Origin of the sequence: Actinopolyspora sabaoui (assembly GCF_051225635.1) — a bacterium.
Classification (GTDB): domain Bacteria; phylum Actinomycetota; class Actinomycetes; order Mycobacteriales; family Pseudonocardiaceae; genus Actinopolyspora.
In genome coordinates this window covers 92,339-110,450 of record NZ_JBMIHH010000001.1, presented here as the reverse complement: position 1 = coordinate 110,450, position 18,112 = coordinate 92,339, and the positions used below count along the sequence as shown (strand labels likewise).

Sequence of the window (18,112 nt, the reverse complement as noted above, 5' to 3'; positions counted from 1 at the left end):
TCAGAAGAACCGAGCACGCCCACCACGATCGACCACCACGGGAACACGGAGCTCACTGTCCGACAGCTCCATACGCAGTCCGGTCCCGGTGGACGGGCGCAACGTGTAGTCGTGATCGCTGGAGAGCACGACCAACCCGAGGCTGTGCCCCCGCTGGAGGACGTAGTCGTCGGGCATCATGCTCACCTCGATCCGGTACCGTTCACCCGGCTCGATCGGGGTTGTCCTCGCCACGGAACGACGGTTCTGCGGATCGGTCCAGCCCCGGGTGATGGGGGTGACGGTGCCGTCGGGAGCACGATCGACCAGCATGGCGGTGACGTTGGCGGCGGGCCGGTCGAACGACAGCGCGAGTTCCGCCCGCGCCGTGCCGCTGATCCGGACACTGCGCGAGAGGTCACGGGTGAAGTAGGCCAGCCGATGCGGTGAGCTCGCCGCCCTCGCGAGTTCCTCGGCCGTCTCGCCCGCGTCGTCGCGCAGACCTTCGACGACGTCCGTCGAACCGCGGTGGAACAACCGCAGACCACCGCGCTCGGAGCCACCGGCGGTCGGGCTCAGCGAGATCTCGCGCGCGGCGGGTGCGGGCCACTCCCACTCGCGGTGCCAGCTGCCGTCGGCACGCTGGATGGTCGCCCTGGGTTCGAAGCGAACTCCGTTGTTCACACCGTGCAGATAATGCGTGAACCAGCGGTTCAACGTACGCAGCCACTCGTCCCGACGCACTCCGATGGGATCGAGGTGCCCACCCCGGTGCCACCAGATCCGGTGCTCGACGCCGTTCTCGCGCAGCGCCTCGTACCACTGTGCCGCCTGCTTGGTCTTGACGTTCCAGTCGTTGAGGCCGTGCACCATCAGCACGGAGGCGTCGATGTTCGAGACCTCGTCGAGATAGTCGCGTTCGTTCCAGAACTCGTTGTAATCCCCGGTCAGCCGGTCCTGCTCACGGCGCAACCGGTCGAGGACGGCCGAGCAGTCCCGGTCGTTGGTGTGCACGTACTCGGCGAGCACGTCGGTGTCCTCACCCTGGTAACCGCCGGGCGCCACCACCGCCCCGTCCGCGCGGTAGTAGTCGTACCAGCTGGATATCGCCCCGATCGGCACGATGGTCTCCAGCCCCTCCACGCCGGTCGTGGCCACCGCGTTGGGCAGGGTCCCGTTGTAGGAGACCCCCATCATGGCGACCTCGCCGGTGGACCAGTCGGCCTTAACAGGATCACCCGCGGCATCGTGCGCGGGGGCCCGCCCGTTCAGCCAGTCGACGACCGACTTGGCGCCGAGGGTCTCGTTGCGTCCGCCGGAGGTCGGGCATCCTTCGGAGGCCCCGCTCCCCAGCGACTCGGCGTAGACGACCGCGTAGCCCCGCTCCAGCAGGAAGTCCTGGTAAGCCCAGCCGATCCCGGACTCGGCGGATCTGGCGGAGGAGGCTCCGACTCCCGCGGCGCGTGCCGCGGCCCGGTCCGGAACGTAGAGCTCACGATCGACATCGTGGTTGGTGACCGGGTTACCGCCCGCGAAGTAGGGGCTGGCCCGGTAGACGACCGGAGCACGCATACCGTGCTCGGTCTCCTCCGGACGGACGACTTGCACGTGGACCCGGTCGTCGCGCCCGTCGTCATCGCTGTCCACATCGGCCGTTACGAACAGATCCTCACGCACCGCGTTCGAGGCGTCGAACACCGGTTGCGCCGCCCCGTGCTCGATCACCGGCTCCGGTGGCCGTGTGGTCTCTCCGGCGCTCGCGGGGGCACCTGTCAGCGGCAGGACCACCAGGGCGGAGACAACGGCCGCTCGCGCTCGCCACATGCGAACTCCACGATCAGGTTGCAAGGTCAACCAGCAGCTTGCCACCCACCAATGGAATGTCAATCACGAAGCGCGGCGGTTTTGCGCCAACGTGTGGCTGAGGGATCGGAACGCTTTCGCCCGGCCGCACGGAAAGTGGGGCATCACCCGCTTCCACCGTTCGGGCGAAAGAAGCGGGGAGCCGGTCGGCGGACCGGCTCCCCGAACTCACGCGGTACGAATCCTTCCGATGCGGACTACCGCCGAGCGGCGGTCAGCTGCATCCGGAAGTGGCGCCGCAGCCCTCGCAGAGATAGCAGGAGCCCGACGGCCGCATCTTGGTGCCGCAGGTCATGCACAGCGGAGCGTCCGCCGCCTTGCCCAGTTTCAGTTCCAGCAGCTCGGTGGAGCTTCCGGCTTCGGAATCGTCGGAGTGATTCTGCACCAACGGCGTGGGCTGCTGGGAGTAGTCGACTGATTCGCGCATCGACTCCACCTGGTTGGTGGTCTCCGCCTCCTCCGCACCGTTGACCTGCTCGGTGCGCTCCTGCACGGTGAAGATGCCCAGCTGCGCCCGCTTCTCGTAGGACAGGTGGTCCAGCGCCAGCCTGCGGAACAGGTAGTCGAGCACGCTACTGGCCATCCGCACGTCCGGATCGTCGGTCATCCCCGCGGGCTCGAAACGAACGTTCTGGAACTTGGCGACGTAGAACTCCAGCGGAATCCCGTACTGCAGTCCGACCGAGATGGACATCGCGAACGCGTCCATCACACCGGCGAGCGTGGAGCCCTGCTTACCGAGCTTGATGAAGATCTCACCAAGACCGTCGTCCGGGTAGGACCCGGCGTGCAGGTACCCCTCGGCCCCGCCGACCGTGAACGACACGGTCTGGCTGGGACGCTTCTTGGGCAGTCGCTTGCGGACCGGCCGGTACTCGATCTCCTTCTCGACCCGTTTCTCGGCCTGCTCCTTGTCCTCGTTCCGCCCCTTGCCTCCGTTGCCCGCGGACAACGGCTGACCGACCTTGCAGTTGTCCCGGTAGATGGCCAGGGCCTTCAGTCCCAGTCGCCATCCTTCGAAGTAGATCTCCTGCACGTCCTCGACCGTGGCGTGTTCCGGCATGTTGACGGTCTTGGAGATCGAGCCGGACAGGAACGGCTGCACGGCGGCCATCATGCGGACGTGCCCCATCGGGGCGATGGAACGCTGGCCCATCGCGCAGTCGAAGACGTCGTAGTGCTCCGGGCGCAGGCCAGGGGCGTCGACGACGTGACCGTGCTCGGAGATGTACTCGATGATCGCCTCGGCCTGCTCGTCCGGGTAGCCCAGCGCACGCAGCGCGCGGGGTACCGTCCGGTTGACGATCTGCATGGAACCGCCGCCGACCAGCTTCTTGAACTTGACCAGCGCCAGGTCCGGTTCGACACCGGTGGTGTCGCAATCCATCATCAGGCCGATGGTGCCGGTGGGGGCCAGCACGGAAGCCTGGGCATTGCGCCAACCGTTGCGTCCGCCGATCTCCAGCCCGCGCTGCCAGACCTGGGTCGCCAGGTCGTGCACGGCGACGTCGTTGTGGTGGTACGTGCGCACCAGATCGTTGGCCGCGGCGTGCTTACGCATCACACGCTGGTGGGAGTCGGCGTTGCGGGCGTAGCCCGCGTACGGTCCGACCGCTCCGGCCAGCTCGGCGGAACGTTTGTAGGCGGTACCGGTCATCAGCGAGGTGATCGAGGCGGCCAACGCCCGCCCACCGTCGGAGTCGTAGGCGTGTCCGGTGGCCATCAGCAACGCGCCCAGGTTGGCGTACCCGATGCCGAGCTGCCGGAAGTCACGGGTGGTCCGGCCGATCGACTCCGTCGGGAAGTCGGCGAAACTGATCGAGATGTCCATCGCGGTGATCACGAGCTCGACCGTGCGCCGGAACAGGTCCGCGTCGAAGGTGAGGTCCTCGCGGAGGAACTTCATCAGGTTCAGCGAGGCCAGGTTGCAGCTGGAGTTGTCCAGGTGCAGGTACTCCGAGCAGGGGTTCGAGGCGGTGATACGGCCCGACTCCGGGCTGGTGTGCCAGTCGTTGATCGTGTCGTCGTACTGGATCCCCGGGTCCGCGCACTCCCAGGCGGCCCGAGCCATCCGGTTGAACAGATCCCTGGCCTGAACACTGTCGGTGATCGAATTGTCGGTGCGCGCCCGCAGTCCGAACTGGCCGTCGCTTTCGACGGCACGCATGAACTCGTCGCTCACCCGCACCGAGTTGTTGGCGTTCTGGTACTGCACCGAAACCATGTCGGAGCCGCCGAGGTCCACATCGAATCCCGCGTCACGCAACGCGCGGATCTTGTGCTCCTCCTTGGACTTGGTCTCGACGAACTCCTCGACGTCGGGGTGGTCGACGTCGAGCACGACCATTTTCGCGGCACGGCGAGTGGCACCACCGGACTTTATGGTCCCGGCCGAGGCATCGGCTCCCCGCATGAACGACACCGGACCGGACGCGGTGCCGCCGGAGGAGAGCAGCTCCTTGGAGGAACGGATGCGCGAGAGGTTCAGTCCCGCACCAGAGCCTCCCTTGAAGATGAGCCCCTCCTCCTTGTACCAATCGAGGATCGACTCCATGGTGTCGTCCACCGAAAGGATGAAACAGGCCGAGACCTGTTGCTTGGAGGTGGTCCCCACGTTGAACCAGACCGGCGAGTTGAAGCTGAACACCTGGTGCAGCAGCATGTAGGTCAGTTCGTGTTCGAAGATCTCGGCGTCCAGCTCGGTGGCGAAATAGCCGTGTTCGACACCGTTGCGTGCGTAGGTCTTGACCACCCGGTCGATCAGTTCCCGCAGGCTGCTCTCCCGCTCCGGGGTGCCGAGCGCGCCGCGGAAGTACTTGCTGGTGACGATGTTGACCGCGTTCAGCGACCAGAAGTCGGGGAACTCGACGTCACGCTGCTCGAAGTTGACCGAGCCGTCGCGCCAGTTGGTCATGACGACGTCGCGTCGTTCCCAGTTCACCTCGTCGTAGGGATGCACACCCTCGGTCGTGTAGACACGCTCCACCCGGATGCCCGCCTCACGGCTACCCGACTCCGACTCCCCTACGGCGGTCGGGTTACCGACGGTTTCTGTCATGATTCGGGCCTCTCCCTTGTCGCTCGCTCTCCTACTGCCACCGTCCGGGTTCCCCGTCCGTCCCGGTGGTTTCTCACGCTGCGGGTTATCGCCCGAACGGGCTTCCCGCTCGCGTTTCGCACCGCCCTTTCGGCGGCGCGCCGCCCCTTTGCCCGATTTAGGCATTCGCACTCGCCTCGTCCTGTTGACCGGCGGATTCGTCTTCCTCGCCGTCGGCGGGAGTCCCCCCGGCTCCGGAACTCTCCGGATCCGGCTCCTCCGCCCTGCGCAGTTCGGCTATCTCACGTTCGAAGTCCTCCACCGAGGTGAACGAACGATAGACACTGGCGAACCGCAGGTAAGCGACCTCGTCCAGCTCACGCAGCGGACCGAGGATCCCCAGCCCCACCTCGTGACTGGGCACCTCCGGAACGCCGAGCGACCTGATCGTCTCCTCCACCCGATGGGCGAGCTGCTGTAGGTCGTCCTCCGCCACAGGGCGCCCCTGACACGCGCGACGAACCCCACGTACGACCTTCTCCCTGCTGAAGGGCTCGGTCACCCCCGAACGTTTCACCACCGTGAGCACCAGTTCCTCGACAGTGGTGAACCTGCGTCCACAGCCCGCACAGGACCGCCTGCGCCGGATCGACTGCCCTTCCTCCACCTCACGGGAGTCGACGACACGCGAATCGTCACCTCGACAGAACGGACAACGCACTCGCCAGTCATCCCCTCGACACAGTCCAATGGTCCACGGGCGCGCACGACGCGCCGCCCGATACCTCGCGGACGGTTGACACCGCTGGAGGCGAACAGCCGCCGACAAGACGGCCACACCCAAGCTATGGATTAATCACAACGATGCAACTACTAGATGTTGTGGTTGAGCCTAACCCCGGACCGAATCATAAGCAATTCGGGAAGCGGGATGTCGACCACCCCCCGACTGGCGATCACAGCGCCGATCCAGCCCCCGGGGGGAAGGGCCCCGCCCCGGAGCGGGACGACTTCCGCCTCAGCCGAGCGAGAGCGACACTCCCACGAGCACGACGAGCGCACCCACCCACAGGGCCACCACGGCGAGCAGGGCCATCTCGAGGACAGTCGATCGCGGAGTACCGGAGAGCGGCTCCCCTCCGGGCGCGCCGCCCCGGCGCCTGACCGACGAGTACGACGCTTCGGAGCAGGCAACCGGGCACCGCGAGCCACCACGCCAGGCCTCGGAACCGCTTCGCGACCCAACGTCCGCCGCGCTCGATGCCGTGGGAGCACACGAGAACGCCGCGGCAAGATACCTCGCACCGCGATCATCGGCAGCGTGGCATCCGCCCACCGTCCAGCATTCGCGGTCCTCGACCCGGCTGGCAACACGAAACACCGGCATCGCGCCTCCCCGTACGAATCGGCGGTATCCACGGCCCGAGGGCGGGAACTCCACCGGCGGGAACCGCACACCCTCCCCGCCGGGACGAGCCGCCCGCGGCAAATCCGAGCGAAATCGAACACGAGTTCGATCGAACTGCAGTACGAACGGTGTAGCATCGAATCCAGCCGAGCGCGAGAGGTTCACCGTGATCGACACGGGCGTGCCCGCTCACATCCGGCCGCTGGATGCCTCTCCGTAGCGGCGACGCACCGAATTCACTCGAACTGGTGTTTGATTCGCCTTCGGGTGCCGTCTAATCTGGATACGTGCGTGCACGCGCGAGCGGCGATGGACAGGAGGGCACGGTGGACGGCTACGCTTCCGACCGGTTCGACGGCGGGATCTCCGGCGAAGCCGACCCAACGACCCGGGCGAGCGACTCCGAGAACCACGGCGACGCCACCTCGGAGCCGAACGACGAACTCACTTCGCGCCAGCGAAGCGTGCTGGACACCATCCGGCAATGGATGCGGGACTACGGCTACCCACCCAGTGTGCGCGAGATCGGCGACACCGTCGGATTGACGTCCACCTCCTCGGTGGCGTACCAGCTGCGTGTACTCGAAAAGCGCGGGCACCTGAAGCGTGATCCGCACCGCCCCCGCACGGTCGGCGTGGTCACCAACGACGACTCGGGCGCCCCGACTTTCCCGGACGGTTCGAACCCCGCTTACGTGCCGGTGGTGGGGCGTATCGCGGCGGGCGAACCCATCCTCGCCGAACAGTCCGTGGACGAGGTGTTCCCGCTGCCTCGGGAGGTCGTCGGAGAGGGTTCCCTCTTCCTGCTGAGCGTGGTGGGCGACTCCATGGTGAATCTGGCCATCACGGATGGTGACTGGGTGGCGGTCCGGCAACAGCCCGACGCGGAGAACGGCGACGTCGTAGCCGCGATGCTCGACGGAGAAGCCACGGTGAAGACCTTCAAACGTACGGCGGAACACCTGTGGCTGATACCGCACAACGACGACTACGAACCGATCATCGCCGATCAGGCCACAGTGCTCGGCAAGGTGGTCGCCGTGCTGCGCAAAATGTGAATCGATCACTTCGGTGTACGGTTCCAGCGTGTGACCCGACTCGTGTCGGCTCGACTCGTGGGAGCTCAGCCGGGGTGTTCCGACACGGAAACCGTTTCACGGACCCCGCCTATTCCGCTTCTCCTCGTGAGACGCCGTTCCCGGAGTCCCGCCACGAACTTCGGCGGTGAACGAGAACCCGGCTTTCGCCGGAGCCACCGCCGAAGGCGGCCGGAAGTCCCGGAATCGACCGGCTCGGAGCGGCCTGTTCGACGATGGCGCCCCACAGCCTCCGAACGAATGTCCCGCCCTCCCGCTACACCTGTTCACGACGAAAAACCGACCATTCGTCTTCTTAATTGCCACTTTGTTCGCCTTCGAACATGTGACGAGCGATGAGTTCCCGAACTGGAATCAACCTCGGCACCGGCGGAAAAACTCGCAAAGACCCCTCAATCTCAGGCGTGCACCCGATACACCCTCTCAGCTCCGAGAACGCCGGGTCGCCACGCGCACGCAACACGTCAAGTGACACGAACCACGATATATCCGCTTTGACAAAACGGGGCGGTTGGTTTTTTAATCTCGGAGCAAGGTTCGGCTGGACTTCGAGAGCGGCACCACGGAGGAAGAGCGTCATTCGAACCCGATGTTCGAGGAACGCACCTGATCGAAGTGCCGGGGTGGCCCGCACAGCCACTCGTCGTGCCACCGACTTCGACTCGACGAGTGACACGCAAGGAGGTTCGCCGTGGCCCATCGGACACCGCCCTGGTTGCTGGTGCTGTTCGCGGCACTACTGGCAACGGGCACCGACGAGTTCGTCATCGCGGGAGTTCTCCCCGAAGTAGCCGAAAGCCTGGATGTCACCGTGAGTGTGGCCGGGCAGCTGGTAACCGCTTTCGCCGTGGTCTACGCCCTGGGAGCACCCACACTGGCCGTCGTGCTCGACAGGCTGCCGCGACGACTCGTCCTGGGTGGAGGGCTCGTGGTCTTCACGGTGGCCAACGCTGCCGCCGCTCTCGCGCCCGAGTACTGGACGCTGATGGCTTCTCGCATCGTCGCCGCGCTGGCCGCGGCGAGCGTTACTTCGGCCGCTTTCGCCACAGCGGCTTCCGGGGCACCCGAAGGCCGACAGGGCAGTTATCTGTCCGTGGTTACCGCTGGAATGACCGTGGCACTGTTCACCGGGGTTCCGCTGGGAACACTGCTCGGCGGGCTCTACGGGTGGCGCGCCACGTTCTGGCTCATCGCGGCGGTGGGAGCACTCTCGGCGCTCGGTGTTTTCGCCACCGCTCCCAGGATCGCGGGCAGTCCCGCCGCACCGCTGGCCGAACGGCTCAGTCCACTGCGCAGTTTACCGGTGGCACGGCTGGTAACCGTGACGTTCTTGTGCGGAACAGGCGGTCTGATGTTCTACAACTACATCGGGCCGTTCACCACCGCGACAGTGGGTGGCGGCGCTGATCTGCGCGCGGGAATGTTGCTCATCGTGGGACTGCTCGGTCTCGTGGGAGCGCTGTTCGGCGGCAGGGTCAGTGACACCCTCGGCCCGCACCGCACGTTGAAACTGGTGGTCGGCGGCCACCTGGCCGCGCTGATCCTGGCCGGGCTGTTCGGCGTCTCCGGCGTGACGAGCGCGATCGTGCTGGGAGTTCTGGTGGCACTGTGGTCCACTTTCGCCTGGAGCCTCAATCCGCCGATGCAGGGAAGTGTGCTCGCCGCGGCGCCACAGGCGGGTATGACGGCGATGGCCCTGAACATATCGGGGTTGTACCTGGGTACCGGTGTGGGCGGCGCCATCGGCGGTCTCGTGGTCGGCACCCTGGGAGCCGGTTACGTTCCCTTCGCGGGGGCGGTACTGATGCTCGTCGCCCTCTCGCTGACACCACGAGTGCGGCAGCGCGCAGCCACGACACGGCCGGAGGAGGCCTCCATGAGTCCGGTCCACTGAGCGGTGGTACAACGCGCTCGTGGGAAACCGGAGGAGCCGGTACTCGTTACTGTCGCCATCGGTGGCGACATATCCTCGGCTCGGCCACGCCCGCTGGACGCCGCACGGATACCGGAGTCGTCCCTCACCGCGAACGCCGGGCGCGACGGCGCAACCCGCTTAGCACGACAAGCAGCAGCACCAGGCCCGCTCCCCCGAGGCCCAGCAGGACGCGACGCTCCGATGGGGAGCGCCACTCGGAGGACGAAGTGGTGGGGGCCGCGGAGTTCGTGGGGGACGCGGCGTCCCGAGCCGGCGCGGGGACGGCGCCCACCGCGTTCGGCACACTCCGAATCGGCCCCAGTCGCTCGGTCGCCGACAGCAGATCACCGTCCGGTTCGAACGCGATGGCCTCCCCCTGCGCCTCGTTCGGCAACGGGACACGCAGCGGCTCCCGCCGCAACGCATCCGGCACGCTGCCGTTCGGAGCCGGATAGAGGTACGCGTCGGTGTAGGTGCGTACCGCCACCACGTCGCGCCCCGGTGAAACGGCACCACCGGTGACGACCACCGACCCGAACGAGGCAGGCAGCGGCCCACCCGGCGTGTCGGTGGGGGACAACGACAGCGTCATCACCCGCTCCAGCTCGACCGGCTCGGAAGTGTTCAACGGTCCTACCGGGCGGTACACGCCCGCCTCACCCAACGGGCTCTTGGTGACGAGGTAGACGTTCCCCTCCCTGCCCAGCAGCAGCGCCTCGGCGTCGTGCGGGCCGTCCGGGTATCTCATCCGGTAGAGCTCGGCCGCTCCGGAGGGGTCGATCACGTGCAGCGCCACGGTGTCCCTGCGTGAGCTGTTGTCCCCGGTGTCGGCCAGCCACAGCGTGCCGTCGGCCCGCCGCCCGAGGTCCTCCACGTCGTAGGGATCCGCCTCGGCGGAGTGGACACGGACCACCGAACAGTCCGAGGGGTCGAGTTCGTAGAGCCGCACCCGGCTACCGCCGTCTCCCACGGCGAACCAGTTCCGCTCCCCGACCGCCAGCCCCGAGAGCTCGGCGAGCCGCTCGTCCCCTGGCGTGCACCGAACCCGTGGTGCGGGTGGCGCACCGGTGCCCGGTTGTCCGGAGGCGTGCCCACCGGTCAACGCGGAGCCGGCGGTCAGCAGCAGTACCGCGGCGACGCGCCGGAACCGACTCATCCCGTCGTGGCGAACGGTTCGAGCGCGTTGGCCAGATCCGTCCGGACCTTGGCACGCAGTCTGGTTCCCTCCGCGGTGTGCTCCCGTGCGACGAGTTCACCCTCGGTGTGCACCCGGGAAACGAGCTCTCCCCTGGTGTAGGGCACCAGCGCGTCCACGTAGACATCCGGTTGGGGCAGCCAGTCGGCGACAGCGCGCTTGAGCTCCTCGACTCCCGTTCCGGAACGGGCGGAGACGAAGACGGCCTCGGGAAGGAGCCTGCGCAACTCCACGACCTTCGTGTTGTCCATGGCGTCGGCCTTGTTCACCACGACCAGCTCCGGCGGGACCGTACCGCCCTGCTCGGCACTGATCTCGGTGACGACCTCACGCACCGCGCTGACCTGCTCCTGCGGCGCGGGATCGGTGCCGTCCACCACGTGCAACAACAGATCCGCCCTGGTCACCTCTTCCAGCGTGGAGCGGAACGCCTCGACCAGCTGGTGCGGCAGGTGCCGCACGAACCCCACGGTGTCGCTGAGGGTGTAGGGCCTGCCGTCCGGAGTGCGGGCCTTGCGGGTGGCCGGGTCGAGCGTCGCGAACAGCGAGTCCTCCACCAGTAGCCCGTTGCCCGTGAGTGCGTTGAGCAGACTGGACTTGCCCGCGTTGGTGTACCCCGCGATGGTCACCCCGGGAACGGCGTTGGCGGCACGGCGCGAGCGCTTGGTCTCGCGGATGGTGCTCATCGAGGCCAGCTCCTTGCGGAGCTTGCTGATTCGTTTGTGGATCCGCCGCCGGTCCGTCTCCATCTTGGTCTCACCGGGACCACGGGTACCCACACCGCCGTTGCCGCCACCGGCACGCCCACCGGCCTGCCGGGACATCTTGTCACCCCAACCACGCAGCCGCGGCAGGTAGTACTGCAACTGGGCGAGCTCGACCTGGGCCTTGCCCTCCTTGGAACTGGCGTGCTGGGCGAAGATGTCCAGGATCAGGGCCGTGCGGTCCACGACCTTGATCTTGAGCTTCTCCTCCAGCTGCCTGAGCTGGCCCGGTGCGAGCTCACCGTCACAGATGACGGTGTCGGCTCCGGCCGCGAGTGCGATGTCCCGCAGTTCGCGCACCTTGCCCGCACCCACGTAGGTGGCGGGGTCCGGACGATCCCTGCGTTGGACCACACCGTCCAGCACTTCCGAGCCGGCGGTTTCGGCCAGTCTGCCGAGTTCGGCGAGTGAACTCTCCGCCTGGGCGGAGGTACCTTCCGTCCAGACCCCGACCAGCACGACCCGCTCGAGTCGCAGCCGGCGGTACTCGACCTCGGTGATGTCGGACAGCTCGGTGGAAAGACCGGAAACACGGCGCAGCGAAGCACGTTCCGCCCGCTCCATCTCGCCGATGGAGGGTTCCCGGGATTCCATGCCCAGGTGTTCACCGGCCGTCTGTACGTCAGCGCCGTCCGCGCCGGTCTTCCACTCGGTCACTTCGGGGCGCTCATCGGTGTGATAACGGCTTCTCAAGTAATCCTTACTCAGTCACTAGTGGGGTATCCGGTTACGGCCCGACCGATCCGAACGAACCGCCGGTGGGTAAGACCCACGGTGACACCGCGGTCGACCCTGCCCGAGCTGCCCTGCCCGAGCTACCCTGCTCCGGTCGGCCCCGCCCCTCGGGGGGTGGCCGGTTCGGTCCTGCCACCCTGTATTGTGGCACGACCGTCCACTGATTTTCACCGGTTCGTACCCGAAGTGACCAGTACTGGCTCGCCGGTACGCCGCCACCAGTCGGCGTCGAGCTCACCGCGGGCGAGGAGTTCCGCGGGGCCGGTCAGCGTAGTGGTTTCCGGCGTGACCTCGACCTCCACCGTTCCCCCCGGAACGTGCACCAGGCGGACACCGTTCTCACCGCCGTCGGCACGCAGTGCCGCCACGGCGGCGGCCACGGTCCCGGTGCCACACGAACGGGTTTCGCCGACGCCCCGCTCGTAGACCCGCATCCGCAGCTCCCGCTCGTCGAGCGGCTCCACCAGTTCGATGTTCACGCCGTGGGGGAACAGCTCGGGGTCGTAACCGGGCTGCACCGACAGGTCGAGCTCACCGATCCCGGAGGTGACGCAGACCAAGTGCGGGTTTCCCAGGTCCACCGCCAGCGCGGACATCGCATACCCCGCGACGGTGACGCTGGAGTGCCCGGCAACGGCAGCTCCACCCATGTCCACGGTCACGCGTCCGTCCGCACCGAGGACGACTCCCCGCAGCCCCGCACGCGTGCCCACCGGAACGTTCCCCGAGGCGGCGAGCCCCGATTCGAGCAGGTAACGCGCGAAGACACGCACTCCGTTGCCACACATCTCCGCCACGGAACCGTCGGCGTTGCGGTAGTCCATGAACCATGCGTCGGTGGGGACGTCGGCGGGAAGTTCCTCGCCCAGCAGACCGCCCGGAACGACCCGCAGCACGCCGTCGGCGCCCAGGCCGATCCTCCGATCGCACAGCGCGCGTACCCGCGCCGCCGTCAGGTCGAGTTCGCCCCTGGGGTCGGGCAGCACGACGAAGTCGTTCTCGGTTCCGTGCCCCTTGAGAAATTCCGGTCCCGCATAAGACTGCACCGCCACAGTCTAACCGCCGGATGTGCACGGATCCGGAACACACCGAAGGATCCGGCCCTCATCCGTTCCGCAACGGCCGCCAACGCTCACTCACCCCGCGACGGCACGGTCCAGGAGTCGAAGAACCTCCGGCACGGTGTCGGTCCGTGCCGCGTCGAACCAGTTGATGCGCTTGTCCCTGCGGAACCAGGAACGCTGCCGCCGCACGAACCGTCGGGTGGCCCGCGCGGTCTCGGCAGCGGCAGCCGTCATGTCAGCCGCCTCGTCCAGCTCGGCCAGTACCTGCTGGTACCCCAGCGCCCTGGAGGCGGTGCGGCCCTCCCGCAGCCCGCGGTTCTCCAACGCACGAACCTCGTCGACCAGCCCCTCGTCGAACATCTCGGCCACTCGCGCGTTGACCCTGGTGTCGAGTTCGGGCACGGAACGGTCCAGCCCCACGAGCAGGGTGTCGTAACGAGGCGGTCCGGGTTCGGGAAGATTGGCCGAGAAGCGACGTCCGGTGATCTCGATCACCTCCATCGCGCGAACCACTCGCCTGCCGTTGGCGGGCGATATCGACTCCGCCGCGGGTGGATCGAGCTCGGCGAGTTCACGGTGCAGCGCTTCGGGGCCGATCAGGCTCAGCCGCTGTTGCCAGCGCTGCCGCACTACCGGGTCGGTTCCCGGGAAGTTCAGCTCGTCCAGCACCGCCTGTGCGTAGAGTCCGGAACCGCCGACCAGCACCGACGGGACCCCGGACCCCAGCAGCCGTTCCACATCGGCCCTGGCGTGCCGCTGATAGGCGGCCACCGAGGCCGTCTCGGTGACATCGAGGACGTCCAGTTGATGGTGCGGGACGCCGCGTCGCCGCTCCGGCGGGAGCTTGGCGGTACCGATGTCCATCCCGCGGTACAGCTGCATCGCGTCGACGTTGACTATTTCACCGCCCAGCCGTTCGGCCAGTCGCAGCGCCAGTTCGGACTTGCCGGTGGCGGTGGGGCCGAGAACGGCCACCGGGCGTGGCGTGGTGGCGGGCATTCCTCCAGCCTAGGGTGCTTCCCACAGCCGAAGCAGCGGCACACCCGATCCGCTCGGCACGCACGCGTGCTCGACACGCGGTAGTCGGGAAAAGGCCTTCCTACCGTCAACAGGGTGGTGCCGTCCAATATCGTGGTAGAGGCACATTCATGACGAAAGCCGTCAGCGGCGCTGTCGGCCCGTGCGGACCAGGGGTTTCTTTCGAACCCGGTGTGCGTTCCGCTCGGTCCGCACCGGCAGTGTCGATACCGGGAACCGACGGTTTCGGCGGTCTCGGGCTGGTCGACACGCGCCCGGGCTGTTTGAATGCGCCGACGGCGACATATCCGACGCGTGTCGCCGGGTGCTTCGGCCCCGTCCGACGACGGGGCGCTCGTGCTCCGCACGAGCACTGAGCGGGCAGAAGGAGGAAGCCGGCCATGACAGACCAGGACACGACGCCGAACACCGCCGACGCGTCGGCGGCCGCGGACTCGACAACGAGCGGTTCGGGACGTGGCGCCGCACCCGCGGTACCGATCGCTTCCGGCGATCCGGCGCGCTGGGGCCGGGTCGACTCCGAGGGGGAGGTTTACGTACGAACCTCCGGGGGAGAACGGTTCGTCGGATCGTGGCAGGCGGGAGACGCCGACGAAGGACTGGCTCATTTCGCCCGGAGGTTCGACGATCTCCGCACCGAGGCCGAGTTGCTGGAGACACGTCTCTCCTCGGGCTCGGGAGATCCGAAACAGGCGTTGTCCAGCGCCAAACATCTGCGTGACGGGCTCCCCGAGGCCTCCGTGGTCGGCGATGTCGACTCGCTGGCCGTACGGCTGGAACACATCGTGACGCGCGCCGAGCACGCGGTGGAGCAGGCCAAGGCCGAGCGGGAGAAGGCACGCGCCGATGCGGTGGCACGCAAGGAAGCGCTGGTCGAAGAGGCGGAACAGATCGGGGCGGAGGCCACCAACTGGAAAGCCGCGGGCGACAGGCTGCGTGCCATCTTCGAGGAGTGGAAGAGCGTCCGGGGCGTCGACCGCAAGACCGACGAGCAGCTCTGGAAGCGATTCACCAAGGCCCGTGACGCTTTCAACCGCCGCCGGGGGGCGCATTTCGCGGAACTGGACCGGCAGCGCAACGCCGCCAAGGAACGCAAACAGGAGCTGGCCGACGAGGCCGAGTCACTGACCGAATCCACCGACTGGGGTCCCACGGCGGACCGCTACAAGCAGTTGATGAGCGAGTGGAAGGCGGTGGGGCGCGCGCCCAAGGACAGTGACGAAGCCCTGTGGAAGCGTTTCCGGGCCGCGCAGGACAAGTTCTTCTCCCGCCGTTCCGAGGCGTTCGCCGAGCGCGACGCCGAGTTCGCCGAGAACGCCAGGCTCAAGGAGGAGCTGTTGGCCGAGGCGGAGCGGATCGACGCCGACGCGGACCCGAACGCCGCCCAGAGCCAGTTGCAGCGCATTCAGCGACGCTGGGACGAGATCGGCAAGGTCCCCCGGGAACGCATCCGCGAACTCGAGGGCAGGCTGCGCGCGGTCAACGACCGGGTGCGCTCGGCTTCCCAGCACGAATGGCGTCGCACCGACCCGGAGGCCCAGGCCAGGGTCGAACAGTTCCGCGAGCGGGTGGAGCAGTACGAGCAGCAGGCCGCCAAGGCACGCTCGGCGGGCAACGAGAAACGTGCCAAGGAGGCCGAGCAGCAGGCGCAGCAGTGGCAGGAGTGGCTCACCGCAGCGGAGAACGCCCTGACGGACCGCTGAGTGTCGGTTGAACCGATCGGCGGGCGCAGCGTAGTCGGCCGCGTTCCCGTGCCGGGAAACGGACGACGTCGGTGCCCGCCGATCGGTGCCGCCGAGCCATCACCGCGAAGAACCACGGGCCACGAGGGTCAGGCGCGGGACCAGACGATCCGCAGCCACTGGCCGGCCAGCACGCCCATCGCGATCACCGCGATGACCAACCCGAACGAGGGACCCGGCTCGCCGGCCTCGGCCGTCTGCCTGGACCAGATGGCGATGACTCCCTCCACCGTGACCACGCAGCAGAACATCGCCGCCAGCCATGCGATCGCCCACCGACGCGTGGCCAGGGCCAGGGCCCCGAGAAGCACTCCCGCGATGGCGGAGTTGATGGAGAACAGCCGGGGCAGCAGACCGATGCCAAGCGCCGGATCCGCCTGCCCGGCCAGGATCTGCCAACCCGGGGCACCGCCGACCCACGGCAACACCGCGGTCAGCACGAGAACCAGCATGATCCCGGTGATGACCAGCGCCCGCACGCCGGGATCGATCACACGGCCGATGTCCCGCTCGGCGTGGGACAACTCGGTACGGAACCGCTGCTGGTCGCCCTGGTCCACTGGCTCGTCTCCATCGGAACGTGGTTGCCCGGCACCGGAATTCTCGCTCAACATCCGCACCCCTGCCCGGCGGTGCTGTCGTTGCTCGCGGTGCTCGGAGCGCCGAACGAGGGCAGACCGAGACCGACTCCCGAGGTCTTGGGACGTTGTCCGGCTTCCCAGCGATCACCGGCCACGGTACGACGGTGTCGGTGCACACCACCGTCCGCGAGCAGGTGGTGGGGCGCCGCCCTGCTGATCGTGGTGTGCACGAGATCACCGGGACGGAGTTCACCGTCCGTGTCCCCCTCCGGCGTGAAGTGCACCAGCCGCCCGTCCCTGGCACGGCCCGACCTGCGCTCGGTGTGCGCGTTCTTGCGCCCCTCGCCCTCGGCGACCAGCAGCTCGACCTCGCTCCCCACCAGTTGCTGGTTGGCCTCCAGCGAGATCTCGTTCTGCAGCTCGATCAGTCGGTCGTAGCGCTGCTGCACGACCTCCTTGGGCAGCTGCCCCTCCATCTCCGCGGCGGGAGTGCCCGGCCGTTTGGAGTACTGGAAGGTGAAGGCGCTGGCGAATCGTGCCCTGCGCACCACGTCGAGCGTCGCCTCGAAGTCCTCCTCGGTCTCCCCGGGGAACCCGACGATGATGTCGGTGGTGATCGCCGCGTGCGGCATGGCCTCGCGCACCTTGTGCACGATGTTGAGGAAACGCTCGGCACGATAGGAGCGGCGCATCGCCTTGAGCATGCGGTCGGAGCCGGACTGCAGCGGCATGTGCAGCTGGGGACACACGTTGGGAGTTTCGGCCATCGCGTCGATGACGTCGTCGGTGAAGTCACGGGGATGCGGTGAGGTGAAACGCACCCGCTCCAGCCCCTCGATCTCGCCGCAGGAGCGCAGCAGTTTCCCAAAGGCGTAGCGGTCGCCGAACTCGACGCCGTAGGCGTTGACGTTCTGTCCGAGCAGGGTGACTTCGAGAACCCCCTCGGAGGCGAGCGCGCCCACCTCGGCCAACACGTCGCCGGGGCGACGGTCCTTCTCCTTGCCGCGCAGCGAGGGAACGATGCAGAAGGTGCAGGTGTTGTTGCAACCGACCGAGACCGAGACCCACCCGGAGTAGGCGGACTCGCGACGAGCGGGCAGCGTGGAGGGGAACTGGTCCAGCGACTCCAGGATCTCCACTTCGGCTTCCTGGTTGTGCCTGGCTCGTTCGAGCAACGTCGGCAACGAGCCCAGGTTGTGCGTGCCGAAGACGACGTCCACCCAGGGCGCACGCCGAACTATCTCGCCACGATCCTTCTGCGCCAGGCATCCCCCCACCGCGATCTGCATGCCGGGGTTCTCCCGCTTGGCAGCACGCAACCGTCCGAGGTTTCCGTAGAGCCGGTTGTCGGCGTTCTCCCGTACCGCGCACGTGTTGAACACGACCAGATCGGCGGTGTCGTCGCCCGCCTCCCGCACGTAACCGGCTTCTTCCAGCACCCCGGACAACCGCTCGGAGTCGTGCACGTTCATCTGGCAGCCATACGTGCGCACTTCGAATGACTGAGGCACCCGCTTGTCCGTCACGCTCCCACCATATCCCCTGGTGGAAAGCACTCATTCGTGGTACGGGAACCAGGGTCGTCGTCCGTGGGGAACCGGCATCATGGTCCAGGTCATCGGCTTCGCGGTGCTGCTCGTCGGACATTGGTGGCGAGCTCGGGACGCGCTCGCCCCCGGGCGAGGAACCGCCGC

The 18,112-nt window shown here is 67.4% G+C and carries 12 protein-coding genes; 3 read left to right on the top strand and 9 right to left on the bottom strand.

Annotated elements, in window-relative coordinates; translation table 11 throughout:
* The 3 genes from ACOQFL_RS00460 to nrdR form a co-directional block, all read right to left on the bottom strand.
* Positions 1 to 1,803 (bottom strand): Xaa-Pro dipeptidyl-peptidase, encoded by a 1,803-nt coding sequence (locus ACOQFL_RS00460; protein ID WP_435542080.1) that lies wholly within the window; start codon positions 1,801 to 1,803, stop codon positions 1 to 3.
* A 253-nt stretch (positions 1,804 to 2,056) separates the two neighbouring features.
* Positions 2,057 to 4,900: a vitamin B12-dependent ribonucleotide reductase gene (locus tag ACOQFL_RS00455; RefSeq protein ID WP_435542079.1), complete on the bottom strand. Its 2,844-nt coding sequence runs from the start codon at positions 4,898 to 4,900 to the stop codon at positions 2,057 to 2,059.
* Between the two features lie 157 nt (positions 4,901 to 5,057).
* A complete protein-coding gene (gene nrdR / locus ACOQFL_RS00450) occupies positions 5,058 to 5,600 on the bottom strand; it encodes a transcriptional regulator NrdR (protein WP_435542078.1) in 543 nt (180 codons plus the stop codon).
* Between the two features lie 974 nt (positions 5,601 to 6,574).
* Between nrdR and lexA the strand changes: the two genes are divergently transcribed.
* Together lexA and ACOQFL_RS00440 are read left to right on the top strand one after the other, a co-directional pair.
* Positions 6,575 to 7,345 carry a transcriptional repressor LexA gene (gene lexA, locus ACOQFL_RS00445; protein ID WP_435542077.1) on the top strand — a complete coding sequence of 257 codons (771 nt, stop codon included), beginning with the start codon at positions 6,575 to 6,577 and terminating at the stop codon, positions 7,343 to 7,345.
* A 730-nt stretch (positions 7,346 to 8,075) separates the two neighbouring features.
* The gene (locus ACOQFL_RS00440) at positions 8,076 to 9,278 is read left to right on the top strand and encodes an MFS transporter (RefSeq protein WP_435542076.1); all 1,203 of its coding nucleotides are present in this window, start codon (positions 8,076 to 8,078) and stop codon (positions 9,276 to 9,278) included.
* Between the two features lie 124 nt (positions 9,279 to 9,402).
* On the opposite strand, the gene ACOQFL_RS00435 is transcribed toward ACOQFL_RS00440, so the two are convergent.
* The 4 genes from ACOQFL_RS00435 to miaA form a co-directional block, all read right to left on the bottom strand.
* Positions 9,403 to 10,455, bottom strand: a complete 1,053-nt coding sequence (locus tag ACOQFL_RS00435; RefSeq protein WP_435542075.1) for a hypothetical protein — start codon at positions 10,453 to 10,455, stop codon at positions 9,403 to 9,405.
* Positions 10,452 to 11,852 (bottom strand): GTPase HflX, encoded by a 1,401-nt coding sequence (hflX, locus tag ACOQFL_RS00430; RefSeq protein ID WP_435542448.1) that lies wholly within the window; start codon positions 11,850 to 11,852, stop codon positions 10,452 to 10,454. Before hflX ends, ACOQFL_RS00435 begins: the two co-directional genes overlap by 4 nt.
* Positions 11,853 to 12,160: 308 nt before the next feature.
* Entirely contained in the window at positions 12,161 to 13,039 is an 879-nt protein-coding gene (gene dapF / locus ACOQFL_RS00425; protein WP_435542074.1) for a diaminopimelate epimerase, read from the bottom strand.
* A 90-nt stretch (positions 13,040 to 13,129) separates the two neighbouring features.
* Positions 13,130 to 14,056, bottom strand: coding sequence for a tRNA (adenosine(37)-N6)-dimethylallyltransferase MiaA (miaA, locus tag ACOQFL_RS00420; protein WP_435542073.1), 927 nt, complete (start codon positions 14,054 to 14,056; stop codon positions 13,130 to 13,132).
* Positions 14,057 to 14,475: 419 nt separating this feature from the next.
* Between miaA and ACOQFL_RS00415 the strand changes: the two genes are divergently transcribed.
* Positions 14,476 to 15,798, top strand: coding sequence for a DUF349 domain-containing protein (locus ACOQFL_RS00415; RefSeq protein WP_435542072.1), 1,323 nt, complete (start codon positions 14,476 to 14,478; stop codon positions 15,796 to 15,798).
* Positions 15,799 to 15,926: 128 nt separating this feature from the next.
* Here ACOQFL_RS00415 and ACOQFL_RS00410 read toward each other — a convergent pair whose 3' ends face one another.
* Positions 15,927 to 16,451 (bottom strand): Rv2732c family membrane protein, encoded by a 525-nt coding sequence (locus ACOQFL_RS00410; protein WP_435542071.1) that lies wholly within the window; start codon positions 16,449 to 16,451, stop codon positions 15,927 to 15,929.
* Entirely contained in the window at positions 16,445 to 17,929 is a 1,485-nt protein-coding gene (gene miaB / locus ACOQFL_RS00405) for a tRNA (N6-isopentenyl adenosine(37)-C2)-methylthiotransferase MiaB (protein ID WP_435542447.1), read from the bottom strand. The genes ACOQFL_RS00410 and miaB overlap by 7 nt, the downstream gene beginning before the upstream one ends.
* Between the last annotated feature and the right edge of the window lie 183 nt (positions 17,930 to 18,112).